This window comes from Shewanella sp. 5_MG-2023, assembly GCF_030547465.1.
In the GTDB taxonomy this organism is placed as follows: domain Bacteria; phylum Pseudomonadota; class Gammaproteobacteria; order Enterobacterales; family Shewanellaceae; genus Shewanella.
Map to the genome: position 1 here is coordinate 41,852 of NZ_JAUORC010000026.1, position 24,864 is coordinate 66,715.

Here is a 24,864-nt window from a genome sequence, read left to right on the forward strand (position 1 = left end):
GGGGAGCGTTATAAGGATCCACTTATTTTCTCTCACCCAACATATTTTCAGCACCTACTTATTTTATTTTCTTATTCAAAAAATATCAGTCAGGTTATTTGCGACTTAATAGATCTTTTGTTACAACGAGAACCGTCGACTGCACCATTACACCATTATTTTCATGAGAGACAACCACATAATCATCAAGCTCATTTAGCAAAACAACTTTCAAAGGTTTTTCAGAATAAGGGAATTTTAGATATACATATTTACGTAATTTCTTATCAGAATAATCTTTATGATTACCAAATAAATCAAAAGAAGCTGAGTTAATTAATTTTTCAAGAGCAAATTGGGAGTAGTTAATCAGATTGGACGCATTATCCGATGACCAGCTATTCTCACCTGATATAGGGAGTGATTTGCCATTAAAAAAATAATAATCTTTAGTCGATTGAATATCCGATATTGGATCAATAATTCTAACTGTAAGTCTAAATTCAATTTGAGCTAAATTATCAGAATCTAAGATAAGCTTAGCTGATGGTAACAGAATTAAATTTGGTGACTCTGTATCATTTACAATCTTAAGTTCTCTATCAAAAACCTGATTTTGGATAATATCTGTTAATACTTCATCAAACTTTACACTCAATGTTTCATTTTCATTGTCAAATGAAACTGAATTACTTAATTGATCGACTAAGATTCCCAATATACCAAAATGGTTTGATAAATTACTTCTACCAGAAAGAAATACTTGGCTATCAGCTACTAAATAATCACCAGCGGGTATTTCCGTGGTTGTAGATATAGTAGCCGAAGAAGATTGGATTTTTACAGAGCCAGAATATTCAGGGACAATAATAGGCTCATAATGTGTCGCACAGCCAGAAATCCAAAGAAAACAAATAAAGGCAAAAAACCTTTTTATAAACGTATAAATAATATTCATAATAACCTAATATTTGTATTGTGCGCATGCACATTTAATAAACCAAATACTTAAACTTTACTAAAGCAAAGCTATTGATTAGTAAGCACTCTATCAGAGTCCTGTTGGATAAACGAGTATCTATATTTGGAACTGATCAATTGTGATGAAGGTCTATATCATTGCTTCATCTACAAAGTTCTTTTGGATTAAGATTTTAAACCTAGAAAATACCGAATTAGTTGGCAGTTAAACAACCATCACAATGATTAAAAAACAAAAAAGCTCAGAGAATACCTCTGAGCTTTTCAATTTAACCAGCAAAATAAACCGATATTTTAATCAAACTATCGGTTGAAACGCTGTTAGCGAATCTAACATCGCACTGTTGCCCAAACCTTGTCTTGGTGCCACCATATTGAACTGGCCTTGTTCACCATGCAGTGCCATGTAGTTAAGCAACACCGTATCCACCAGCAAGTTCACGTTATTTGCCGATGGGGCTGATGCGGTATCCACTGAGGCATCAGAGCGCATAAAGCCGATTTGTTGGTTTTGTGCCATTTGATCGGCACTTGCGCCCATTAATTGTGGCTTACCCGCAGGGTTATACACCAAGAAGAAAGATGCACCTGTTGACGAGTTATCTCCCGTCCATTCGCCCTTGCCTCGTCCTTCCATTGAGTCATCGATGCGGCCATTACTAGCAACCGAGCCATCACTGAATACATACATCATCAAAGGTTGATTGCGACGAGCGGCATATTCCAAACATGCGCCCATACAACGCCCTGCGCGTAAATCTCGTAACTCACCTGTACCACGCTCACCCGTGTGATAGTCAAAACCACCCATAGTGACAGTGCCAGCACCAGAGAATCCATTAACCACCAGTTTCATAATAGAAGCGGTTTTTTGGAACTCTGATTCTGAATCAAATTCATTAATGGTAAAGATACCGCTTGGGCCCACAATGTCAGGATCTAACACAGGATTAAGCGTCGATGGATCACCAAAGCGATCGGCTAAATCAGCACTTTTCACATAGCCACAATTGACTAAGTCTTTAATCACATCATCACGAGTCACTTGAGTGTTCACCGAGGCCATTTTCTGGGCGCTAATGCGCTGGATGCTTTCCATTACCGTTACGGCATCGCGCTGAGATAATAAGTTAAACAAATCCCCCACATCCACAAGCCCAGTCACATCAGACGGTCGATCGATTTTAGTTGGGCGCATACTCAAATCGACAAAATTAGCCGCTGCCATTGAGTTGCCACCAGAGTCAGTGCTGCGCGAGCCAATGAGTGGCATCAGCGAGCCATTAGCACCAGCCGCCGCAATAGCATACATAGGATTATGTGGGTTATTACCTGTATCGTTATCAGAACGACAAGGGATCACCGCACCATTAATCCGTGATGCGGTATCGGCTGAAACCTTTTCCAATATGCCACGTAAAAACGCTGAATCAGAGTGGAACGCGAGCCCTAAATCAGTGTTAATAAAATCAGACATACCAACATCAGGGTTTGCAATCGATGGTGCCATATCACCAGGTAAACCCAGCTTGTTATAGCCAGCTGTCGATAAGAAATCTTGCTGACCACCTGCGCCACCAACCAGCACATTTGAGCCAGCAATATTGGCGCCGCCCGCTAAATCGAAACTAATAAACGGAATTTTACCCGCCCCTTGTACGCTAATACCGCATGAGTCTCGCAGTGCTTCTAGGTCAGAAGACAACGCAGCATTGGCTTGGTTTGGGTTAGCAAACATGCTCATTAATGATAAACCCGCGACCGCTTGGCCACCTTTTGCCAGGCCCGTTGAGATAAACTCACGCCGAGTCATGGGTTTACGATGATCGGAAAACAATAAAGGACTGTCAGGGTGAAGATGAGTACGTTTAGTCATGTTGAAGTCCTTTTAAACTCTTTTTTACCGCCGCTTGATTGTCGATATTCAATATTGGAAACGTGGTGATCTGTGTGGGTATTTTTATCATCATTACGCTCCTATTGAATCAACATCACAGCACTTGCCAACACTGCTGCACATGAGGCTTTAGCAATAGTTTGGGTTCGCTCTGCATTACAGTTTGTGCCACACACAGACAAATTACTGACTAGTGAATCCAGCTCGTTATAAACCAAGTTAGCATCAGGCTGACTCGATAAATTCAGCGGCATAAGTTGACCAATTAACGGGTTGAGCAAGTTAGGTCTTTCTGCGCTGCTTAATGCCACGTTTGGCTCTTGCGTGAAGTCAATATCAGGGAACCAAGCGCTGCGTAAGCTATCGTCATCAATGGCGACATCGCAATAGGCAATTGCCAGTTGCGTCACCCCCATTTGCTGTGCAGAAATAAAGGTATCGATATTTTCGACACTCGGCAGTTGGCTTTTTACTAGTGCATAGGTATCAAACACTTTGGTTGTTTGCTGAGGTACACCAGTTAACTCACTCATTGAGTGGTTAATTTCAGCAAAGTTTCTTAAGCCTATTTGCGCGGTTTCAGTACTTGCGGGTAACTCATCAGGTGTGATTATCACGCCAGGCACAACCACATTTTCATGTTCACCGATTTGCTCAAAAGTGAGGAAAAACTCATCCTGACTGGCACCTTTTTCGAGACCAATAATAGTGCCTAATGCAGACAGCGACATAGGTTCAGCTAACGCCTGACCGCTTTCAATGGCTAAATCGACGTTGGAATAAGCTTGTCCTTGGGCACTTTCTTTACCATTAATCCCGATACGAACTGAACGCATATCAAATGCTTCAGCCACTGGCGTACCATCGATATTCACCAATGAAGCGCCAGTAAATAAATAGCTGTAATTATCAAATTGGCTGACTTCAAACATCACATAGGTATTGGGTAAATCAATTAAATGACTTACCGAGAACAGCAAGAAGAATTTCTCACCTACACCAACATCATAGTTCTGGCTGATTTGTTCTTGCTCTAGTACGCGGTTATAAATCGCCAACAAACGAATATCACCCTGCCAGACATGTTGGTTTGAAGCCTCTCGTCCTAAAATCAACGCAAAGCTGTCATCCCAAGATGCCAACGGCGCAATATCTTCATCAGCCACTTCAATTAAGTTGCCATTGACGTAAATTTTTCGCCCTTCTGTAGCGTTATAAGTTAATACCACATGCTGCAGTGTCGCTTGCAACACTTCATCGGCATTTGGCGTACTTAAGGCTGGTTCGCCATTGGTGCTTGAAGCTTCAGTGCGCAGCATAAAGTCATAGTTATATTGGCTCTGGCCTAATGTGAAGTTACGTGCATCATCACCTGCTGAATAAGTGACGATTCTTGCAGGCCCTTCTTGGGTGACATTATTTGGTGTTACCCAAGCTTCAACTGAAAACTCACCAGTAGAGGTTATTAAATCATGGAGTTTCTTACTGTTGGCGGTACTGGCCTGCGCTTTACCATTAGTAAAAGATAAGCCCCAACTGCCGAGCCATTCAACATCACCCGTCAGCGATAAATTCGCTTCTGGCGCGATACCAGAGGTATCGTATGCAGTAGAACCCTCGCCAGTTTTGAACTGGTATAAGGCAATGACATCCGTTTCAAATCGACCACCACTTGAAGCGGTAATACCATCCGTTAATCGTAGTGATTTAGACACCACCATTTCTGGTGAAATTTCATCGACAGCAATTGCATCACTCATCGCTGTAACTGCAGCAAGCATTTCATTGCTATTTTCTTGGCAATTTGTCCAACAGTTATGAAACTCACTGCCTAAACGAACCACTAATCTAGACTGAGATGGCTCATCGATGTTGATGACATTTTTAGCCGACTCGTAAGCTTGAGTTATATCGTTACTTGCAAAGAAAGGTGACTGAGCAAAAGTCGCTCCTTCGTTATGACAATCAACGCAGTACTGACTAACAATGGGGTAAACATGTTGGCTAAATAGCGCACTGTCATCTGGGAAACTTTTGCTTGAACCTGGCTCTCGAATGACTGGCGCAGTTAACTCAATTGTATTGGCGCTACTGACCCGTTCATCTGACCACAATTTGATCCACGAAGTCATGGTTTCACCACAGGCACTATCACTGTCTAGCCAACAATTATGGCCACCAGCCACTTTTTCAACTAAGCGAGATGAAGCAGGATCAGTTAAATCAACCAGCGGATTAGTCGCAGCATACGCGTCGTTAACGTCTTCTCGACTGGCAAAATATGGCGCTTGATTTCCTTCAGTATGACAGGCTCCACAGCGATTTTGAGTTGAGATATTGTCCCACAATGAGACTTTATATTTTTGAATGTCTTCAGTGGCAGGTGCAGGACCGGTATACACGCCAGAGTCTGGTTCTTGCTGTTGAGGCGGATTACTTTCTACGTCACCGCCGCCACATGCCGTGAGGGTTAAACATAAACTCAGCACCGAGAGGCTAGATAAGGTTTTTTGAGATAATTTCACCGTTACTCTCCCATGCAGTAGTTGCCAACTTCAGCGAATACACGCTTAAGTTGATATGAGTTTTGTTGAAAAGACTCAGTGGTCGCCGCAATTTGGTTAATATCCTCACTGGACTCTGCATCTCGTAAGCACACGGTTTTAAATACTTTCTTTACTTGGCATTGAGCGAAAGCTTGGCTATTAGCAAACTCCTCACCTAATGACTTAGCACCAAAGCCTTTACCTTCAAGGGTTTCATCCCAGCCAAGCTTTTGGTTAACCCCCTCACGCCAATAGTTATGCCATTCATCATCTTCAGTGACATAACCGTAAGGGAAACTGGTCGAGTTAATATGGTATTTACCTTGCACCCTGGTGCCTGTATCGGGATCAACTTGGCCACTTTGGTTGTAAGCAATAGCCCCATTATCACCAACCGGATCGGCTTCAAGGTTAAAATCATATTGATAAAATGCAAACGCTTGAGCTAATGGATCCATGCCACTGTGGCAACCTAAACAGTTATTGATAAATAAGCGACTATCGCCACCAGGGCTGCGGCTAACATCTTGGCGAATTCTATCGGGTGAACGGGTATTATCTTTTAGGGGCTCTAAATCAGTGCACAAATGATTCATTAAGGTAAAACGCACCATGGCTCTGTTTGTACCTAAATAAAAGAATGCTTTGGCAGCCGCTCTACTGGTTAGAACGCCTGCTGTAGCATCACTTGGCAAACCATTTAAGCTAGACTGACTGGTTCGCTCCAAGCCATCTTTTAAATCAATAAACTGATCTTCTAATGATTGGTAATGTTGGTTATTACTGGTGCTATAGGCTGGTAAATTAAGGCTGTTCTTCCCCACATACACCATATCGGCTTGCAGTACCTGCCTGAAATCAACGTCATCTCGTACCGCACCAATTACAGTTGCACTGTAATCATTTAGTGGTGCAAAACTGTCTTGATCGATATTAGTCCAGGGGGTGGCGAACAATTTTAAAGTCGTGGAATAAAAAGCTGGGGTTTCCATTGCTAAATAAGCCGCTTCTATCGGTTTACTATCGTCGAGTAATTGCGCTATATCATTGAGGGTTTGTTCAGATGCGGGAACACCGGCGATACGATCATGTAACTGCTTTGCTTGCTCTAACGTCCCAGCATGAGACAAAGGAGCAAAAACAATTATTGAACCTAGTGTTAATTTATGCAAAAAGGCTCGGGTTTTATTCAGTGTTAATTGCGTTCTTAGCACATTGAATTTATTTGAAAATCGTTGACTTTTCACCGTACAAAGTTGCCTCTTCATACTGTCTCCTTGTCGTTATTTCAGCCAACAAACGCCTTAAGCGGCAGAGTTATAAAAACGCAGACAATGATAAGTATTTCGGGAATCATAAAGCTTGTTGTTTTTATTTTTGTTAACTTTATTTTTTACTTGGCAAAATAATTTTTATTAAAAAGTATTGAAACACTGAGACTAGGCGGCAATAATGTCAAGAGTTATTACGTTTTAACCATGTAACGATAACAATAATAACAATTATATATTAAGGGTAATAAATGAAGCCATTTTTCGGCTTAAAGGGATTAGGCCGTAAAACTTTTGACAATAAAGTTTTAGGCTATAAAGCTTTTAGTTATCAAGCATTAATGGCGTTTCTTCTTGTTAGCGGTTGTAACACGGATACCGCGCTTAAGGATGAACAGCCTGATCCTGTTTTAGTTGAATACCCTGTGGTTTACATTCAGCGCGATCTCATTACCCAGCCCAGTGATGACAACCCAGAATCCGCTAGTTTTCAAAGTAGAAACCCAAGCCAATTTAATCCTGGCGCACAATTATTTGTAAAACGAAATGCGTTTACTGACTCACCCGTTACCAATATCACCGCCGAACTTTTTGCCGATTTAATCACCGAAGACCCTGACACTATCCAACGCATAGATATTCGTGATTTATCAGTCTCTGATGATGGTCAACAATTTTTAGTCTCTATTCGCGCGCCAGAAATTGCTGATACCGACGAAGATGAACAACCAAGTTGGAATATATGGCGTTACCAATTATCTGACCAATCACTGACCCGATTAATAGACAGTGATACGACTGCCGAACAAGGTGATGACTTGATGGCATCCTTTCTCCCTGATGGACGGATTATATTTGCCTCAACCCGCCAGCGCTTATCACGAGCCATTTTGCTCGATGAAGGTAAACCGCAATACACCGCTCTCGATGAAAGCCGCGATAACGAAACGTTCAACATCCATTTAATGAACGATGATGGTAGCGGTATTGAGCAACTGACCTTCAATCTTAGTCATGATTTCTACCCACTGGTATTGCAAGATGGACAAATCCTCTATAGCCGTTGGGATGACATGGGTAGCGACCATGGTATTAACCTCTACAAAATGAATCCAGATGGCACTGAGAATGAATTAATGTTCGGCTGGCATTCTCATCAAATGACTCTCGATGAGCAAGATGAACAAATTGAGTTTGTTAAACCGCAGCAATTACCAAATGGCAATATACTAATGCTGCTGTCATCACAGGATGAAATGAGTTATCAAAAAAGGCCTGTGACAATCAATATCGATGAGTATATTGATAACCAGCAAGCCACTGCGGTATCGGGCGAAACCGACAACACAACTAACAATGCCATAAGCGATTTACCGCTCAGTTTTGATTTTAAATTTAACTTCGCAGACGCGCTATCTCCTTCTGGGCGCTTAACTCATTTATATCCATTACCTGATAACAGCCAACGTTATTTATTGAGTTGGGATCTTTGTCGGGTTGTTGTTGAAGAACAAATCCGTGCATGTGGTCAATTAACTGATGAACAGTTACTGGATCAAACCTTAACACTTGCCGATCCCTTATATGAGCTTTGGCTACTTAACGATGCCGACGGTACTCAGCAGTTAGTCGCCAATAGCGAAGAAGGTAAAGTGATTACTGAAGCGTTAGTGATGCAGCCTTCATCGCAACCTAAAGCCTTTATCGCCGATCAAGTGGTTGGTAATGAACTTGATCCACAGTTGCACCAAGAACTCGCTGCGGCAATTCACATTCGCAGCGTATATGATTTTGATGGTCAAGACAGCAGCAGTAATCAAGGCGGTATTAGTCGATTAAGCGATCCTTCATTAACCCCAGCCAGTGAATTACCAGCGCGCTTTTTAAAAGTCGTCCGCGGCGTACCTATGCCACCTGATGAAGTTCGAGATATTGCCAATACCGATTTTGGCCGCAGCCGAAATCAATTAATGCGCGAAGTTATTGGCTACACCCCAATTCAGCCAGACGGCTCAGTGAAAATTAAAGTCCCTGCAAATGTGCCATTGGCCATCAGTGTCTTAGATAGCAACGGCCAACGCATTGGTGGTCGCCACAGCCAATGGATAAGTTTACAAGCCGGTGAAACCCTGCAATGTATGGGTTGTCACACGGCTAACAGCCAATTACCTCATGGCCGTTATGATGCCCAAGCAGACAGCATTAACACAGGGGCGATTGGTGGCTCTGCATACCCTAATGCCAGCAGCAATATTATTCCAATACAAGGTCAAACCATGGCGCAGGCCGATGCCATGGTCAATGGCATTGCAGAGCTATCGGCGAGCCTACGTTACGATGATATTTGGACTAATCCAGCTATCTCAGCGCCAAACCCGAGTATGAATCTGAGTTATGAAAACTTAACAACCCCTGCACCAAATGGCAGTGAATGTTTTAATAATTGGACCCCATATTGCCGCATTCAAATCAACTATGAAGAACATATTCAGCCCCTTTGGGATTTACCTCGTTTAGCCATAGACGAAGACACCTTAGAGGTCCTTGCGGATAACACTTGCACCGTGTGCCATAGCAATGTCGATGATAATAACCTTGCCCAGGTGCCAGCTGGTCAGCTTGAATTGATTGCAGCTCCATCAATAGATCAAATCGCTCACCTAACGAGTTATCGTGAGTTATTTTTTAATGATGTCGAACAAGAAGAAGTGGATGGGATCGTTATCGACAAACTAGTCGAAGTGCTAGATGCCGATGGTAACGTGGTTTATCAACTGGATGCCGATGGTGAATTGATACTCGATGCCGAAGGTAATCCAATTCCTGTATTAACCACAGTGAATGTACCAGCAATTATCTCGACTAATGGTGCCAGAGCCAGTAGCAGGTTTTTTAATACCATGAATGATGAAACCCATCAAAATATGCTGACAGCCGACGAACTTAAATTATTAAGCGAATGGATAGATATTGGGGCTCAGTATTACAACACCCCTTTTTACGCTCAAGATTAGTCGAAAAGACTTTTGATAACAGCCGCCATAATAAGAGCAACCTTGGTAAGAGACGGCTTGATAAGAAAAACCTTGATAACAACAAAGTTAAAAGCCAAATAAAAACAACAATAAACAAGGACTGATGATGTTACAAAAAGGAAACTATGTTTAATTTCGCCTGCCCATTCAAATTCATGTTGGCAGGTACATTACTCTGTTTAACGTTATTGAACTCCAACCTTGCTCACGCTGAATCCTCGGCGGCGCAGTTAACCATTGATGTTCCCTTTGTTGAGCTTCATTCAGGCCCAAGTGCAGGCTATCCCGTCGTACATGTTGTTGAGCAACATGAACAGGTCAGTGTACTACTCAAACGAACATCTTGGCTCAAAGTCCGTGATAAGCGTGGCATTGAAGGTTGGTTTCATGAAGATGACTTACGCGGACTCAGCCAACATGGTGAAGCGGTTAACCAGCATGTCATTGGCACTGAAGCCTTTATGCAAAGAGACTGGGAATCGGGCGTAATGTATGGCGACCTTGAAGGCGCTAACTTTTATAACGTGCACTTAGGCTATGTTTTCACCCCTGTTTTTAGTGCTGAAATATCTGCAGGTAAAGCCTTAGGTAGCATTTCTGATAGTGACTTATTTGAAGCCATGCTTTACAGCCATCCTTTTCCTGAATTTACCTTGGTCCCTTACATTGGCATAGGTGGCGGCATTATCAACACTAAGCCTCACAGTGTTATCGCGGATTCTGAATCACGTCAAAGCACCTTAATGAGTGCAGCGGCTGGGGTTAAATACCATCTCGCACGTAACTTTATCTTACGCGCCGAATATAAACTCTCGTTGGCCTTAACCGACAGAGATGAAAATGAACAACTTCAATCTTGGAAAGTCGGCTTTAGCGTCTTTTTCTAATGGGCATGGGAATAATGAAGGCAATGATGAAAACAGCGATAACAACAAAAATAAGCATTAATACCATGGTAAAAAACGCAATTAAATCTTGTTTAACCCTAAGTATCGTCACTTTAGGCATGGGCTATAGCGCCATTGCACTTTCAGCTGAAGCTAGCCAATCAAATACCGTTGGAGTTAAAGCCGATGTTGAGCGCCGCGAAGTACTCGATGATGTATTGGATACCGAAAATTTCGAGGTCGGTATTCAAGGTGGCTTGATGTCAATTGAGGACTTTGAAAATAGCCCTTGGATTAGTGCACATCTGGGGTATCACATCAGTGAACACTTTTATGTCAAAGGCAGATATGCAGTCGCTGAAGGCGGATATACCAGTTTTGAGAAGCTTGCTAATACCGCGCCTTTACTGACAGATGAAGAGCGCGAAATGACCTACTACGGCCTCAATATTGGTTATAACCTTCTGCCTGGTGAAATATTTTTCAGTGAAGATTTAGTCTTTAACAGTGTGTTCTCCATTGAAGTCGGTGGTGGTAACACTGAGTTTGCCGGTGATGAACAATTTACGGTGAACTTAACCGCTAACTACCGTGTTTTTCTCAATGACTGGGTTGCATGGGATCTGGCGATGAGTGACTACATCTTTGACACTCAAATAACAGGCTCATCAAAAACGACGCACAATTTAACCTTTTCTACCGGTATTGCTGTTTATTTTTAATCTATAGCCGTTGGTCACAACCTAGCTCGAAAAAGAGTTAAACAAAAATTAAATAGTAAGAAAAAAAGGATTATCAATGATGTTATTTAAGCGTGGGTTCATTGCCCTGTTTACCCTATTTACTTTAAGTGTATCGATTCAAGCCAATGCGTTATCAGAAGGCGATATGGCACCAGATTTCACCTTAAAAAACATGCAAGGTGAGAACCTTAAACTCTCTGAGCAGCGCGGCAATATCATCCTGATTAACTTCTGGGCATCTTGGTGTGGACCTTGTAGAAAAGAGATGCCAGTACTGCAAAAGCTTGAAGACAAATATCGAGATTTAGGCGTTGCCGTTTGGGGCGTCAATGTTGAGCAAGAAAACCAAGCAGGTAAAGACTTTCTAGCCGATCTTAATTTAAGTTTTGACATCTTTTTTGACGAAACAAACAGCCTATCTGAGACCTACGATGTAAAAGCCATGCCAACGACAGTGATTGTCGATCGCGACGGCAAAGTGCGATATGTGTTCTTAGGTTATCAAGACGGTTACGAGAAAAAATACGCCGCTGCGATTAAAAAGCTGATCAGAGAGTAACCCTATGATGAATCCAATCAAAAAAATGCTCATGCTCATAACGGCCCTGTCGTCACTATTCATAATATCGGGCTGCTCAAGTTTAGACATAGAACCTTGGGTAAAACCTTATGAACGCCAAAACCTTGCCGATCCTATTATGCGATTTGGTAGGCACCCCATTGCCAATATGCACGTAGCGCATGTATTGGAGGCCCGTGAGTCTGCTCGCGGAGCAGAAGGAACTGGAGGCGGTGGCTGTGGTTGTAACTAAGATGCTCAAGTGCTTATTAAAGACAGCCACACTGACAGGATTAATTCTCTGCTCGCCACTCAGCCTAGCAGCAGTGCTAGAGCCTGATCGCGCTGATGTGCTTTATCACAGCTATGAAGGCGGCGGGATGAAAATTGACGGTCCTTCGGTATTGCTTCGAAAAAAGACCTCAGAATCATTGGCGTTTACTGGCTACTACTACCTCGATAGCATTTCTTCGGCCTCTGTAGATGTGCTCAGTACAGCAAGTCCATATAGCGAAAAGCGCCATGAAGGCCAAATTGGGGTCGAATACCTCAACGATAAGACCTTAATGACCTTTAATGCCCGCCAGAGTGATGAAGACGATTACCTCGCACAATCCTTTAGTGTTAATGTATCTCAAGATACCTTTGGCGATTTAACCAATTTAAGTCTTGGTGTGTCATATGGTGATAATGAAATACGCCGCAATGGCGATGACCAATTTGAAGAACAAAGCCAGCAGTACCGTATTCGCGCAGGCATAAGTCAAATTTTAACTCGCAACTTAACCGCGCAACTTAACTTTGAAGCCATTGCTGACGAAGGTTACCTCAATAACCCATACCGTACGGTACGCTACATAGATACAACTAACCCATCCGGTGTTGGCTATCAGTCTGAAATCTATCCAGAGACTCGTAACTCGTTTTCAACCAAATTATCGGCAAGCTACTTTCTGCCCTATCGCGCGGCGTTATTTTTTCATTATCGCTACTTCAACGACAGCTGGGAAATTGATGCTAATGATGTCGAACTCGGATACCGCCACCCTATTGGTGACTTCTTAGAACTTGAATTTAAAGTGCGTTACTACCAGCAAACTCAAGCTGAATTTTATAGTGACTTATTCCCTTATCAAGATGCACAAAACTACCTAGCCCGCGATAAAGAGTTAAGTGACTTTAATGACTTAACCTTAGGCCTAGGTGTCACTTATTTAATGCCTGAAAGCTTATCTTTTGGAGATACTCGTTCAGAAGCCAGTATTCAATGGGACTACATCACCTTCGACTACAACAACTTTAGAGATCCCACTGCTGATGGTGGCGTAGGTAACGAACCGTTTTACAATTTTTCCGCTAACGTCATCCGCGCTTTTTATAGCGTTTACTTTTAATCATTTTGCGTAATGTTAGCGATTTAGCCCATTTTCAAGGTAGGAATATGAACAACACAGATCAAGGTACTGGACAAGGTACAGCGCAGGGTAACACTGTTAAGTCATCTACAAATTTTAAAATATGGCTCACTTTGGGGCTATTTATAACCGTGTTCTGGAGCGCGATGCAGCCAAGTGCCGCGTTAGCCAATACTAATAGTGACGCGAGTGCTAATGCAATGACTAATGGTAATGGTAGCGCTGATAGTCAGAGTCAGGTAGCAAGCGATCTTGAAAACATCAAAAGCCAAGTCATTAAATTAAATCGTGATTTATTCATTCTTGAAGAAGACTTATTGTTCCCCGCAAGCACTCAAATAGCTGTATTTGTGTCAGTGGATATTGGACGTTTTTTTACCCTAGACAGTGTCGAGCTAAAAATTAATCAGCAAAATGTAGCCGGTTTTTTATATACCCAACGCCAACGTCGTGCACTGGAAAAAGGCGGCATTCAAAAAGTCTATATGGGAAATTTGAAAATGGGACAGCATCAGCTTACCGCTATTTTTACCGGTGTTGATGCAGAAGGTCGCACCGTACAAAGAGCAGTGACTCATCAATTTGAAAAGACAGATGAAACCGTGATGGTGGAATTGAAACTTGAAGATAATGAATCCAGTTATCGTGCAGATGTGAAAGTTGAAGAGTGGGTTTTATAACGGTTATGCCAGTTAATATGAACCAAGCTTTCCGTGACTTTAGCCGCTATGCAGTAGCAACGCCTCAGCTAAAAGCGATATTACTGCTTATCGTTAGCGGCTGTTTTTCAACTGCAGCTATCAGTGCTGATATGCCCACTGATGTCTCAACTGATGAACTAAATAAGCAACCAACTGAAGTTGCTAATGCAACGACTGCAACTAATTTAACCCTTGCTCAGCAAGCTAACCTGCGCAATAAACTTTATCGCCAAGCCTTATACTTTTATTTTGAAGGTGATTACAACGCCGCATTAAGCCAAGTTAGCCTAAACAGACAGCGCTTTGATGCTGATACCGCAAAAAGCCATTTGTTTGAAGCTGGCTTACAGGTATCCATCGGTTTACATCATCAAGCTACAGAGACGTTGGCCACGTTCGAGAAAGCATTAATTCAACAACAAGCAGACGATAAGTTGGCAGGTATTGAGCCACCAACCGAAGATAAACAAGGCAATAAAACTGCCACCTCTGCTGATGAGCTAAAGCTTATCGCGCTACTACAGTTGTCAGAACAACAAATAGAGCAAGGTAAACACAGTGCTGCCCAGCAAACCCTCGCTAATATCACTCAACTGCCTGCTTCATATGCTGAGCAATATCAGATCCTACATCAATTGGCATATTGGCCTGCATCTGTGACTCCTTCAGCGAAAATACTTGATGAGTCAGCCGCGGGATCAAACCAAGCAGATACTGAATTAACTGCAAAGTCAGCATTATCTGCTTACGTCATGCTTAACCAAGCACTGCAATTGATGCAAGCAAAGGATTATCAACGCGCAGAAACACTGCTGGTACGCATTAAAAACATAAACTTAGCAGCAACTGAAACGAATTTCTGGCAAAGCTTATTTACCGAAAAGAGTCCACAACAACGAGCTCAAGTTTCTAGTAAAAATGTTATTAAAGAAATCACTGACATAAGCATAATGACAGCTGATGAATTAAAGGCAGACAAACAAATCCAGCAGCAAGCCATTAATGATTATGCTCAATTATTGTTAGCCCAAATGTATGTTAAACAAGGTCTATACCAAGCAGCATTCGATCAATTACAAGATTTTCCTGAGCACAGTCCTTACACTGAGTCTGCACTATTTCTATTTGCCTTCTCAGCTCAGCAGATCAAGCGATATGACACTTCACTGGCATTGCTTGATTTATTAAAACGTGACTATCAATACTCCCAGCTCGGTTGGCAATCAGCATTACTCATTTCTGCTCAAATCAAACAGCAAAACACACTTTCTGAGAGCCTATATAGCTATCAACAAGCCGAGCAACTCTATGTTGAACAATTAGCTGACTTAGCACGCTTTCATACCGATATTAAGCAAACAGAATTAACGCCATTATTGTTCAACAGTAATGTAAACGCTCAAACGGGAGCTAATGGTCAATGGCTGCAAAAAGCCTTAGAAAATCCAGAGCTGAAACACGATATCGATACCTTATCTGAGTTATCACTGTTAACGAGCAATATTGACCGTCAGCAGCAAAAAAATGCCTGGATAAAAGAGAGCTTAACACTCAATAAACAGCGTCAAGCTCGCATCATCGAACAGCAAAGCCAAACCCAGTATCCTGAATTGATTCAGCAGTTAACCAATCAAAAGCAGCTGTTAGCACAAATGATTACTGAGGCTGAGGCACAAGAAAACGCAGATATTTTTGCCAATGACGCAGAGCAAGCATGGCTTAAACGCGTCAATGAAAGTGAAAACGTTATCAAGGCTATTCGTGGTCAGCGCAGCACTGAAGAGTATCAACAAAGACTAAACCGCGTTAAAGCAGTCCTTAACTGGGAGTTGCAACAGCAATTTCCTCAAAGATTATGGCAACATAAAAAATTACTTAAACAAGTCGACCAACAACTCGTACTGGTAAGTCTGCAGCAACAACGCTTTGCTCAGTTAGCCAATTCTCAGCAACAAACCACTGCGTTTGAGCAGCGCCAAGCTCAAGCAGAAACGAGACTGGTTACAACAATTCAAAATATCGCAGCACTTGAATCCTCAACCAAAGCTCAAATTCAACAAAAAATCTCAGCCTTTGTTTCTGAGCAACAAATTCAGCTTGAACAGTTATTACTGGCCACTCGCCATGAAATGGCGGCTGTATTAGAGCAAATGTCCCAACCTGTTATAAATGGGGAGAAATTATAATGACCCCATCAAAACCAACGCTATCTCTACTCGTTAGCTGCATGATCATTGCTGGCGTCAGCGGTTGTAAAAGCACCCTAGATACTCAAGCTAATAACAATCCCAAAAGAGCGACATTAACTGATTTAGCCAAACAACAACCCCAAGTTTCATTGGACTCACTTGCTCTGACAAAAGCTCAGCGAAGCCAAAAACTTGCGCAAATTTATCAGCAATTACTGACATTAGAACCCAACCCAGAAGTCAGAACACACGTTGAATATCGTCTGGTTCAAATTAAGACTGAAAATCTTGAAGAGCAAATGTTTGGTGAGCTTGAAACCACAGTTCTTGATGAAGATACAGGGGTTAACCCGTTAGCTGCAGAGCAAAAAGCTTTGCAACAATTCAAGCAAAACGATCAACAGCTAGTAAAATTAATCGCTGAGTATCAAACACTATTACAGCGCTACCCTAATCGCGCTGATAACGAGCATCTGCAGTATCAACTGGCAAAAGCGCTAGATTTGCAAGGCCAGCTAGATGAAAGCTTAATCGAGATGGAATCGTTATTATCCCGCTACCCTAACACTCAATATTTAGCGGAGCTTAACTTTAGGCGCGGCGAAATCTATTACAACTTGCAAGATTACCCTGCTGCGATAAGCGCTTATAAACAGGTTCAATCAGCTGATAACAATGATAAATATTTACTCAACAGCATTTATATGTCTGGCTGGTCACTGTTTAAACTGAATCGCTTACCTGAGGCTGATAGTACCTTTTTAGCCGTGTTCGATACGATTTTAGCTAACCATAAACCAAAGCAAAATGAGTTAACCGCAACGGATTTCAGTTTTGCCAGTTTGAGCAGTCGCGAGCAAAACCTAGCAATTGATGCGCAGCGAGTTTTAAGTATTTCACTCAGTCAGCAGCAACAATCCGTATCCTTAGTTGCACTGGTGACATCAAAACAAGACACGCGTTACTTACCTATTTATCAACATGTTCTATTTGATAACTTAGCAAAATTCTTACTGAAACAAGAGCTGCAACATGATGCAGAGCTGGCCTATCAAGCCTATATCGATTTGGCACAAGATAACATTTGGTCTGCTCGTTACTCATTGGCTTTACTTGAGCTTTATCAGCGCCAAGGTAAATTTGCTTCAATGCATAAACTCAAAAATGATTATATTAACCAGTACGGGTTAAATAGCACTTTTTGGAGTCAAGCAAGTGCAAAGCATCAACAAGAGTTACTGCCTCATTTACTGGCATTTAGTGATGAGCATAGCCGCAGAGTTTACGCCAACGCGCAAAATCAGCCTGCAGGCATTGGCCGAGTAAGCGCTTTTAAAGCGGCTGCAAATGCATTAAGTACATACTTACAACTCGCAAAACTGCCACAAGCAAGCAGCTTACTCAGCAAAGATATTCACACTGATGAATACCTGTTTGCTGATGCTAATTTTGAAGCCCAGCAATTTAGACAAGCACTTAACAGTTATAAAACTATCGCTTATGGTGAAATCAGTTCTATTGATGATTCGGTTCAAGCAGACCAGCCAAACCAACAAGCTGATCACTTAAGCCAACCAAATAAGCAGCTAAACCAAGAGCAGATAGCCCTCAAAAAGCAGGCAGCTTATGCAACTACAATCACAATTCGAGAAATCCTAACGCCGCTGCAAAATCAAGCTAATGCAAATTTGGATAGCACTCAGGTCGTTGTCCAAGAGAGGGTCGCCTTAGATAAACAGTTTATCGCCAACTATCCAGATGATAAACGCGCTCTAGAGCTTGCAACTCACGGCGCCCAATATTCATTTGCATCGAAAAACTACCTGGATTTAGCCCAGTTCAGCGAATTTGTATTAGTGACTCACGGTGTCATTAATCAACCCTCTGAGAAAAGTGCAGAACAAATAGCGGTAGTAGCGCGACAAACACCTGATGAATTAGCCAGTGTACAAAAACCTCAGGCTTATATCGCCCTAGATAAATCAAGTGTTATCAATCCAGTAGAGCACGGTAAACAGCTGCCTAAAACTCAATTAAAACAAGTACAACTTGTGACTCAGTTATATGCTCACGGGTTATATCAGCAAAGCCAATATGCCCTTGCTGAGCAATCTTATAATCTGGCGTTAAAATATTTAAGTGTCAGTCAAACACCGACAGCGCAGCAAGCGACATCACGAGTTGAAATGCGCGATTTATTAGCATCAAGCATTTACTTCCAAGCACAGGCTAACAAGAACGACAATCCGCAACTTGCTGTTGTCGATTTATTACGGATTAGCAAAGCTGTGCCTGAATCAAAATATGCAGTCAGTGGCGAGTTTGAAGCGGCGAATATCTTGCTTTCGCAACAGCAATGGCAACAAGCTATTACGGTATTGGTGCCATTTCAAAAGCGTTACCCTAAACATCACTTCAGTGCATCAATCCCAGCAAAACTTGCTCAGTCATATGAAGCATTAGAACAATGGGAATTGGCTGCTGAGCAACTGTTGATTATTGTTGCCAATGAACCCAAAGGAGCGCTAAAGCGTGAGGCGCAATATACTGCTGCGGAGTACTACCTCAAAGCAGGCGAAACCGAAAAAGCCCGCTTAACCTATCGAACATACGCTAAAGATTACCCTGAGCCTTTTGATGTAGCACAAGAAGTACGCCTTAAAATGAGCGAGTTTTATCAAGTTTCTAACGAGCCCAACAAGGAATATTACTGGTATCGCCAGATATTAACCTTCCACGCCAAGCAGCAAGCTAAAGCGAATACCTTTGCTGGGCGAGAAATTGAAATTGCCTCTATTGCAGCTTCTGAATTAGCCCAAGCACACCAGCAAACATTTATCGCGATTAAGCTAACCGCGCCATTAAATAAAACCTTGAAGCGTAAACAAGACGCGATGAAACAAGCTATTGGTTATTACCAGCAAGTGTTGGACTTTCAACGAGCACAATATGTGCCGCAAGCGACCTTTAACTTAGCTGAAATGTATCGCCAGTTAGCGGCTGATGTTATGGACTCTGAGCGCCCTAGTGACCTAGATGAATTAGCGCTGGAAGAGTACGAAATATTACTTGAAGAGCTCGCCTATCCATTTGAGGAAAAGGCTATTGAAATTCATATCAGTAACACTGAGCGAGCTTGGCAGAATATCTATGACCAATGGATTGGCAAAAGTTTCGCAACCTTAACTGAGCTGTCACCTGCGTTATATAACAAACAGGAGGTGACACATGATGTCGTTGAATCAATTCACTAAACCTTTAAGTAAGAGAGTAAACAGGCGAGTGAATAATAAAGTGAATAACACACTTTCCTCAGCTCATGTCACCATCAAGTTATTAATGGGTTTCAGCCTAATGATCTTGTCTGCATGCTCAACGATGACTAATGATCAAGCGAGTGAAAACGCCGAAGCTAACGGTATTGATGCCCTAGATAGCAGTATGGTGGATATGGTCAACACAGATGATGGCAATGCTAGCTCTGTGGCAAATGGCTCTGTAGGGAGCAGCTCGAACAAGCAAACGGCAAGTAATGGCGCTTTAAATGACATAACACCCAACAATTACAACTTATATGCTGAGCAAGCACAGCAACGTTTAGCCAATGTACCTAGAACGGTGTTAACTCAGTATCAAGATGCGCTTGCTCTGATGAAACAACTGCAATTTGATCAAGCTGATGCATTATTTGATCAGGTACTCTTGGCGCAGCCAACCCTATCAGGTGCATTAGTAAACAAAGCCTTAATCGCCATTAATAAAAGTGACTTTAGTCAGGCTGAATCTTTGTTAAATCAAGCCATTGCCGTTAACGATAAAAACCCTTACGCCTTTCAGTTGAAGGCCCTTGTAGCAAGAAAGCAAGGTCAATTTGAACAGGCAGAAAAAGATTATTTAACCGCATTATCTATTTGGCCTAATTATCCAGAAGCACAAGTTAACCTGGCTATTTTGCTCGAGCTATACCGAGGAAAACTATTAGATTCGAGACGTTATTATCAATCCTATTTATTGCTAAAACCTGATGATGTTCAAGCCCAGCGATGGTTGGCTGGCGTTGAAATAAAAATTCAGCGCGCTGGGCTCAATTTGCAAGAAGGAGAAGGATAAGATGGTTAGTTCATTAACCCCGATGACAACATACCGTGTAAACGCAGCGGTTATTGCTGTTATGACACTCTTGCTGCTATCAGTCATTAGCATTGGCCAGCTTAATGCCGCTGAAACCGTCAGCACAGCAAACAAACCCGTATTAATTGAAAGTAAAGTGACCGGCACGCAAGAGCAACCCAAAGTGCTTTACATCATGCCTTGGCAAGGCATAACCAACCCTGTAGCAATACAAGATAACAATATGCAAATCATCTTGCCGCAATTCAAACCGATTAACCCTAAAAAGTTCCAACAAGAGGTACGTGATTTCAGTGTGAATACTTCATCAAAACAATAAAGGGTGTATTCACCAAGATAAAAGTTTAACCCGAAGCAGTAACAAAAAAGCAGTAACAAAAAATAACTACATTTAGGACGAGTCAAAAACAACTTCGTTCGACTCTATAAAAAGGAAAATATCATGAGTTTTACCGACCATATTATTGCATTTTTACAAAATGGTGGCCCGTTCATATACCCTATCGCCCTAGTATTAGTCGTCGGTTTGGCCATCACTATCGAACGCTGGCTATATCTCAGTTCAGCTCATCGCACTAACCAAAAAGCATTCTCGTTAATCAAAGAAGCACTTAAAAGCGGTGATGTCGCGACAATCAGTCAACATGCGCAAAATAATAAAGCCCCTGTATTTGATGTATTGCAATCTGGTATCGTCAGAATTTCACAAGCTAATCGCCGTGAAGATGTGGAATACGCCATGGAAGAAACCATCATGGAGTACATGTTGAGACTTGAAAAGCGCACGCCATTTATTGCTACCTTAGCCAATATTGCTACGCTACTTGGTCTACTGGGTACCATTATGGGGCTGATTGCAGCGTTCTCTGCGGTAGCCAGTGCAGATCCAGCTGAAAAAGCTAACCTGCTGTCTTCCAGTATTTCTGTTGCAATGAACACCACTGCATTTGGTCTTATTACCGCTATTCCGCTAATTCTATTTCACTCAACACTGCAAACTAAAACTGCGACTATTGTTGATTCAATTGAAATGGCTGGCATTAAATTACTTAATTCACTGTCATTTTCTAAGCAAGCGGATTCGGACCGAGGCTAATAATTATGAGACGCCGTCGTCGCCCTAATACCGAAGATGCAGAACTCGATATCACTTCATTTATGAATTTGATGATCGTGCTCGTGCCTGTGTTATTACTGAGTTTGGTATTTTCACAAGTACGGATACTAAATCTGCAATTGCCTGTTATTTCAGAATCTCAACAAGCTGAAGATGATCAAGAACCTAAAGTATTGGAACTGGTCATTACTCAGCAAAGTCTTGAGCTCAACTACCCTGCGGGCATATTACTTAAACGTTTTGAAACAACAGAACAAGGTTATGATTTCAAGGCTTTGTCTGTGTACTTACAAGACCTTAAACTGACTTTTCAACAACAAGAAATCGATAAAAATGACATAGTGCTTTTGCTTGAATCTAATATCGATTATCAGACCATTGTGACTGCAATGGATACCGTGCGTTCATACAAAGCAGTGGTTGCGGCTAATCTAGTCGATGCTGAACTGTTTCCGCTTATCTCATTAGGCGATGCACCTGAAGAATCACTTGCTGAAACACAAGTAAGTGAAACCACAGGAGGCAAATCATGAAGCAATCACCCAGAGCTAAACGACTTGCTAAGCACCATAAGCGCTTTAAATCAGGTGGCAAACTTAACTTAGTTGCCTTGATGGATATCTTTACGATTTTGGTATTCTTCTTGATTGTGAATCAATCTGAAGTACGCGTTCTACAAAATATCGAAAAGATAAAGTTACCTGTCTCTATTGCTGAAGAACTGCCAGTTGAAAACCTGGTTATCACAGTACTTAAAGATACAGTGCTTATCCAAGAGCGAGCTGTTTGGCAAAATAGTGCTGATAAGCCTAACTTCAGTGAACAAGAAAACCTTGAGTTTATCGAAGCGATGACTACTGAGCTTACATACCAAGCGAGTAAACGTACTGAGTTAACAGAGTCAGAAAAGGAAAAAGGCCGTGCCGTCACCATTATTGGCGATAGCAGCACACCTTATATGGCGTTAAAGCAAATTATGGCTGCTTGTGCTGAAACGGGATATAGAAATATGTCATTAGCCGTGGAACGCCAAGCCAGTAAAACGGCTGAGGAGAGTTAGCATGACAGCAGCAAGCTTATCCCATTCGTTTAATGGCAGTAGCCCAAATGGTAATAGCTTTAACGACATAGGTGATTTATTTAAGCCCAGTAAACAAGATAGGTTATTTAAACAGATCTTAGTGTTACTACTGGTCATTTACGCTGTGTTCGGCATCGGTGTGCCTTTACTTGAGCAAGTTGAAGTGCCAAGAGAAGTTAAAGAGCAATTACCACCGCAGTTAGCGAAAATAATGCTTAAAGAAAAACAACTTCCAGTGCCTGAAAAGCCAGAAGTTATTCCTGAACCTGAGCCAGAACTTGAAAAAGAACCGGAAAAGGTTGAAGAGAAGCCTATCGATAAACCTGTTGAAAAGCCAATAGTACAGCCGACAATGACCCGTGAGGCCGCAAAAGAAAAAGCACAAACTTCAGGGCTAGCAGCCATGAAAGATGAGCTTTTTTCAATGCGTGAAGCGTTTGATATCAAGCCGGCATCTCAAAGTGCCCTTGAACAAACGCAGGCGCAAGAAGTGAAAGTCAAACGTAAGATGTTAGCAGCTTCGGCCAATACCCAAAGTGAGAGTTTAACCACCTCTACCGTCAATCAAACCGTTGTGTCAGATGCTTTAAGCACTAAAAACACCCAACAAATTAGGTTGGCAGAAGAGGAGGTGTTAGCTACTCAAGGGGCAATTGCCGAGGAAGAGCAACTGGCTTCTGCGGGAAGCCAACGTTCAGAGGCAGCATTACGCCGCACACTTGAGGCGAACAAAGCACGTTTATATGCCTTGTATAATCGAGCTCTGCGTAAAGACCCTTTCCTCAAAGGTAAAGTCATGTTTGAGATTGAGATCCTGCCTAATGGCAGCATTAGTCGGGTTGATATTCAATCAAGCCAGCTTAACAATGCCAAATTAGAGCGCCAACTAAAGGTTGTGTTACGTTCAATCACCTTCCCAGCAGAAGATGTTGCAACAATGACAACCATTTGGGCGATCGACTTCTTACCCAGCTAGACAGAAGTAAGCGATAAATGATTAATTAATTTTTATCAGTTAACAATACGGCCAATTGGCCGTATTTTTTTATTTGCTTAAGGCTTAGAAAGTAAAACTGATTAAAGCACTTGCTTCATAATCTTAGCATCAGGGCCATAACTTGCGTTAGCCGCCTGCTCATGATCAATCTCAAAGCCCATTTTTTGCCAAAAAGGGACTGAGCCTTGTATTGCCACAAGTTGTATTTGTGAGTAATTGTATTGCTTAGCAATTAATTTTAACTGCTCAACCATTTGCTTACCGACTCCTGAGCCTTTTAATAGAGCAGATACCGCTAAATCATGTAGAAACAATTTATTACCCTCCTTTTTCTCAGAAAGTGTCTGATAGAGCTTAGGAGGCGTTTCATTAGCCCAAACATGAGCCAATAGATAAGCCATTACCTTTTGCTCTTCATTTTGATAGACAAAACAGCAGTGAGCAGAATGCTGCCATTTATCCCGAAGGACTTCGAGCGGCTCTGGTTCAATATCCACATACACTTGCGATTGGAGTTTATAGATTTCAGGCCACATTGACTCTGTAATTGGATTAATTGGCATTTCGGGCAGACTCTGAATGTAATAATTTAGAAAGTAATAATTTGGAACGTATGACTTATCCATCATACAAAAATAATCATATGCCTCAATCGATAAGTGATAATGGATAAATATAAGAAGATAAATCATAAATTTCAGGCAACAAAAAGCCCGTCATAAGACGGGCTCTTGCTTTAACCGTGAGGCTAAATTTGGCTGGGATACCAGGATTCGAACCTGGGGATGCCGAGATCAAAACCCGGTGCCTTACCACTTGGCGATATCCCAAAATTGGTTATGTATAACTTTTCATAAAGGAAGGTTTACATATTGAAAAAATTTGATGGTACGGGAGGAGAGACTTGAACTCTCACACCTTACGGCACCAGAACCTAAATCTGGCGTGTCTACCAATTCCACCACTCCCGCATCAAATCTTTCTCAGAATATACACTAATTATATATAGTGTAAACTCTGTTGTTGCTCTTTTCTAACTAAGTAGCATAGCGTTACCCACTAACCTACCTTTAAACATGGTAGCAATGGCGGGACTTGAACCTGCGACCCCAGCATTATGAATGCTGTGCTCTAACCAGCTGAGCTACATTGCCTAAGATGGCTGGGATACCAGGATTCGAACCTGGGGATGCCGAGATCAAAACCCGGTGCCTTACCACTTGGCGATATCCCAATAATCTTGTCTACTTACTTTAAAATGGCTGGGATACCAGGATTCGAACCTGGGGATGCCGAGATCAAAACCCGGTGCCTTACCACTTGGCGATATCCCAA

Annotated in this window: 20 protein-coding genes and 5 tRNA genes; 15 read left to right on the forward strand and 10 right to left on the reverse strand. The window is 42.0% G+C overall.

Translation table 11 applies throughout. The features are described 5' to 3' along the window. Positions 1 to 94: 94 nt before the first annotated feature. From Q4557_RS15445 to Q4557_RS15460, 4 genes are all read right to left on the reverse strand, one after another. Positions 95 to 937, reverse strand: coding sequence for a hypothetical protein (locus Q4557_RS15445; RefSeq protein ID WP_303413797.1), 843 nt, complete (start codon positions 935 to 937; stop codon positions 95 to 97). A gap of 321 nt (positions 938 to 1,258) precedes the next feature. Then, positions 1,259 to 2,836, reverse strand: a complete 1,578-nt coding sequence (locus tag Q4557_RS15450; RefSeq protein ID WP_102438942.1) for a general secretion pathway protein GspF — start codon at positions 2,834 to 2,836, stop codon at positions 1,259 to 1,261. Positions 2,837 to 2,937: 101 nt separating this feature from the next. Beyond that, positions 2,938 to 5,382: a LamG domain-containing protein gene (locus Q4557_RS15455; protein WP_303413801.1), complete on the reverse strand. Its 2,445-nt coding sequence runs from the start codon at positions 5,380 to 5,382 to the stop codon at positions 2,938 to 2,940. Between the two features lie 2 nt (positions 5,383 to 5,384). Beyond that, positions 5,385 to 6,671: a hypothetical protein gene (locus Q4557_RS15460; RefSeq protein ID WP_303413803.1), complete on the reverse strand. Its 1,287-nt coding sequence runs from the start codon at positions 6,669 to 6,671 to the stop codon at positions 5,385 to 5,387. A 254-nt stretch (positions 6,672 to 6,925) separates the two neighbouring features. Between Q4557_RS15460 and Q4557_RS15465 the strand changes: the two genes are divergently transcribed. The 15 genes from Q4557_RS15465 to Q4557_RS15535 all read left to right on the forward strand — a co-directional run bounded on the left by Q4557_RS15465 (position 6,926) and on the right by Q4557_RS15535 (position 23,508). Continuing rightward, positions 6,926 to 9,688 (forward strand): hypothetical protein, encoded by a 2,763-nt coding sequence (locus tag Q4557_RS15465; protein ID WP_303413805.1) that lies wholly within the window; start codon positions 6,926 to 6,928, stop codon positions 9,686 to 9,688. 146 nt (positions 9,689 to 9,834) lie between these two features. Then, on the forward strand, positions 9,835 to 10,596 hold the full coding sequence (locus tag Q4557_RS15470) for an SH3 domain-containing protein (protein WP_102477101.1): 762 nt from the start codon (positions 9,835 to 9,837) through the stop codon (positions 10,594 to 10,596). A gap of 65 nt (positions 10,597 to 10,661) precedes the next feature. Next, a complete protein-coding gene (locus Q4557_RS15475; RefSeq protein ID WP_241901126.1) occupies positions 10,662 to 11,318 on the forward strand; it encodes an outer membrane beta-barrel domain-containing protein in 657 nt (218 codons plus the stop codon). A 76-nt stretch (positions 11,319 to 11,394) separates the two neighbouring features. Further along, positions 11,395 to 11,898, forward strand: a complete 504-nt coding sequence (locus Q4557_RS15480) for a TlpA disulfide reductase family protein (RefSeq protein ID WP_102528065.1) — start codon at positions 11,395 to 11,397, stop codon at positions 11,896 to 11,898. Between the two features lie 31 nt (positions 11,899 to 11,929). Next, on the forward strand, positions 11,930 to 12,151 hold the full coding sequence (locus tag Q4557_RS15485) for a DUF4266 domain-containing protein (protein WP_368506495.1): 222 nt from the start codon (positions 11,930 to 11,932) through the stop codon (positions 12,149 to 12,151). Continuing rightward, positions 12,096 to 13,292, forward strand: a complete 1,197-nt coding sequence (locus Q4557_RS15490; RefSeq protein WP_241901125.1) for a DUF3570 domain-containing protein — start codon at positions 12,096 to 12,098, stop codon at positions 13,290 to 13,292. The genes Q4557_RS15485 and Q4557_RS15490 overlap by 56 nt, the downstream gene beginning before the upstream one ends. Before the next feature lie 47 nt (positions 13,293 to 13,339). Next, positions 13,340 to 13,993: an AraC family transcriptional regulator gene (locus Q4557_RS15495; RefSeq protein ID WP_303413813.1), complete on the forward strand. Its 654-nt coding sequence runs from the start codon at positions 13,340 to 13,342 to the stop codon at positions 13,991 to 13,993. A 5-nt stretch (positions 13,994 to 13,998) separates the two neighbouring features. Beyond that, a complete protein-coding gene (locus tag Q4557_RS15500) occupies positions 13,999 to 16,200 on the forward strand; it encodes a CDC27 family protein (protein ID WP_303413815.1) in 2,202 nt (733 codons plus the stop codon). Beyond that, positions 16,200 to 19,457 carry a tetratricopeptide repeat protein gene (locus tag Q4557_RS15505; RefSeq protein WP_303413817.1) on the forward strand — a complete coding sequence of 1,086 codons (3,258 nt, stop codon included), beginning with the start codon at positions 16,200 to 16,202 and terminating at the stop codon, positions 19,455 to 19,457. The genes Q4557_RS15500 and Q4557_RS15505 overlap by 1 nt, the downstream gene beginning before the upstream one ends. Next, entirely contained in the window at positions 19,432 to 20,313 is an 882-nt protein-coding gene (locus tag Q4557_RS15510; protein ID WP_303413819.1) for a tetratricopeptide repeat protein, read from the forward strand. Before Q4557_RS15505 ends, Q4557_RS15510 begins: the two co-directional genes overlap by 26 nt. Position 20,314: 1 nt before the next feature. Beyond that, the gene (locus tag Q4557_RS15515; RefSeq protein ID WP_102477096.1) at positions 20,315 to 20,653 is read left to right on the forward strand and encodes a hypothetical protein; all 339 of its coding nucleotides are present in this window, start codon (positions 20,315 to 20,317) and stop codon (positions 20,651 to 20,653) included. A 123-nt stretch (positions 20,654 to 20,776) separates the two neighbouring features. After that, positions 20,777 to 21,430 carry a MotA/TolQ/ExbB proton channel family protein gene (locus Q4557_RS15520; protein WP_102438963.1) on the forward strand — a complete coding sequence of 218 codons (654 nt, stop codon included), beginning with the start codon at positions 20,777 to 20,779 and terminating at the stop codon, positions 21,428 to 21,430. 5 nt (positions 21,431 to 21,435) lie between these two features. Beyond that, positions 21,436 to 21,984, forward strand: coding sequence for a biopolymer transporter ExbD (locus tag Q4557_RS15525; protein WP_303413821.1), 549 nt, complete (start codon positions 21,436 to 21,438; stop codon positions 21,982 to 21,984). Further along, positions 21,981 to 22,511 (forward strand): biopolymer transporter ExbD, encoded by a 531-nt coding sequence (locus Q4557_RS15530; RefSeq protein WP_102438967.1) that lies wholly within the window; start codon positions 21,981 to 21,983, stop codon positions 22,509 to 22,511. The genes Q4557_RS15525 and Q4557_RS15530 overlap by 4 nt, the downstream gene beginning before the upstream one ends. A 1-nt stretch (position 22,512) precedes the next feature. Continuing rightward, entirely contained in the window at positions 22,513 to 23,508 is a 996-nt protein-coding gene (locus Q4557_RS15535) for an AgmX/PglI C-terminal domain-containing protein (protein ID WP_102532057.1), read from the forward strand. Between the two features lie 101 nt (positions 23,509 to 23,609). On the opposite strand, the gene Q4557_RS15540 is transcribed toward Q4557_RS15535, so the two are convergent. From Q4557_RS15540 to Q4557_RS15565, 6 genes are all read right to left on the reverse strand, one after another. After that, positions 23,610 to 24,092 (reverse strand): GNAT family N-acetyltransferase, encoded by a 483-nt coding sequence (locus Q4557_RS15540; RefSeq protein WP_102477092.1) that lies wholly within the window; start codon positions 24,090 to 24,092, stop codon positions 23,610 to 23,612. A 192-nt stretch (positions 24,093 to 24,284) separates the two neighbouring features. After that, a tRNA-Gln gene (locus Q4557_RS15545) sits at positions 24,285 to 24,359 on the reverse strand. A 56-nt stretch (positions 24,360 to 24,415) separates the two neighbouring features. Further along, a tRNA-Leu gene (locus Q4557_RS15550) sits at positions 24,416 to 24,500 on the reverse strand. A 106-nt stretch (positions 24,501 to 24,606) separates the two neighbouring features. After that, positions 24,607 to 24,683: transfer RNA gene (locus Q4557_RS15555), tRNA-Met, on the reverse strand. Positions 24,684 to 24,688: 5 nt separating this feature from the next. Beyond that, a tRNA-Gln gene (locus Q4557_RS15560) sits at positions 24,689 to 24,763 on the reverse strand. A gap of 25 nt (positions 24,764 to 24,788) precedes the next feature. Further along, positions 24,789 to 24,863, reverse strand: a tRNA-Gln gene (locus tag Q4557_RS15565). Position 24,864 lies beyond the last annotated feature (1 nt).

Coding starts and splice junctions, on each gene's coding strand:
- Q4557_RS15480 (WP_102528065.1), top strand. CDS start 11,395: ATGATGTTATTTAAGCGTGGGTTCATTGCCCTGTTTACCCTATTTACT.
- Q4557_RS15520 (WP_102438963.1), top strand. CDS start 20,777: ATGAGTTTTACCGACCATATTATTGCATTTTTACAAAATGGTGGCCCG.
- Q4557_RS15495 (WP_303413813.1), top strand. CDS start 13,340: ATGAACAACACAGATCAAGGTACTGGACAAGGTACAGCGCAGGGTAAC.
- Q4557_RS15535 (WP_102532057.1), top strand. CDS start 22,513: ATGACAGCAGCAAGCTTATCCCATTCGTTTAATGGCAGTAGCCCAAAT.
- Q4557_RS15500 (WP_303413815.1), top strand. CDS start 13,999: ATGCCAGTTAATATGAACCAAGCTTTCCGTGACTTTAGCCGCTATGCA.
- Q4557_RS15515 (WP_102477096.1), top strand. CDS start 20,315: ATGGTTAGTTCATTAACCCCGATGACAACATACCGTGTAAACGCAGCG.
- Q4557_RS15525 (WP_303413821.1), top strand. CDS start 21,436: ATGAGACGCCGTCGTCGCCCTAATACCGAAGATGCAGAACTCGATATC.
- Q4557_RS15470 (WP_102477101.1), top strand. CDS start 9,835: ATGTTTAATTTCGCCTGCCCATTCAAATTCATGTTGGCAGGTACATTA.
- Q4557_RS15445 (WP_303413797.1), bottom strand. CDS start 937: ATGAATATTATTTATACGTTTATAAAAAGGTTTTTTGCCTTTATTTGT.
- Q4557_RS15485 (WP_368506495.1), top strand. CDS start 11,930: ATGCTCATAACGGCCCTGTCGTCACTATTCATAATATCGGGCTGCTCA.
- Q4557_RS15475 (WP_241901126.1), top strand. CDS start 10,662: ATGGTAAAAAACGCAATTAAATCTTGTTTAACCCTAAGTATCGTCACT.
- Q4557_RS15540 (WP_102477092.1), bottom strand. CDS start 24,092: ATGCCAATTAATCCAATTACAGAGTCAATGTGGCCTGAAATCTATAAA.
- Q4557_RS15530 (WP_102438967.1), top strand. CDS start 21,981: ATGAAGCAATCACCCAGAGCTAAACGACTTGCTAAGCACCATAAGCGC.
- Q4557_RS15450 (WP_102438942.1), bottom strand. CDS start 2,836: ATGACTAAACGTACTCATCTTCACCCTGACAGTCCTTTATTGTTTTCC.
- Q4557_RS15465 (WP_303413805.1), top strand. CDS start 6,926: ATGAAGCCATTTTTCGGCTTAAAGGGATTAGGCCGTAAAACTTTTGAC.
- Q4557_RS15510 (WP_303413819.1), top strand. CDS start 19,432: ATGATGTCGTTGAATCAATTCACTAAACCTTTAAGTAAGAGAGTAAAC.
- Q4557_RS15505 (WP_303413817.1), top strand. CDS start 16,200: ATGACCCCATCAAAACCAACGCTATCTCTACTCGTTAGCTGCATGATC.
- Q4557_RS15460 (WP_303413803.1), bottom strand. CDS start 6,671: ATGAAGAGGCAACTTTGTACGGTGAAAAGTCAACGATTTTCAAATAAA.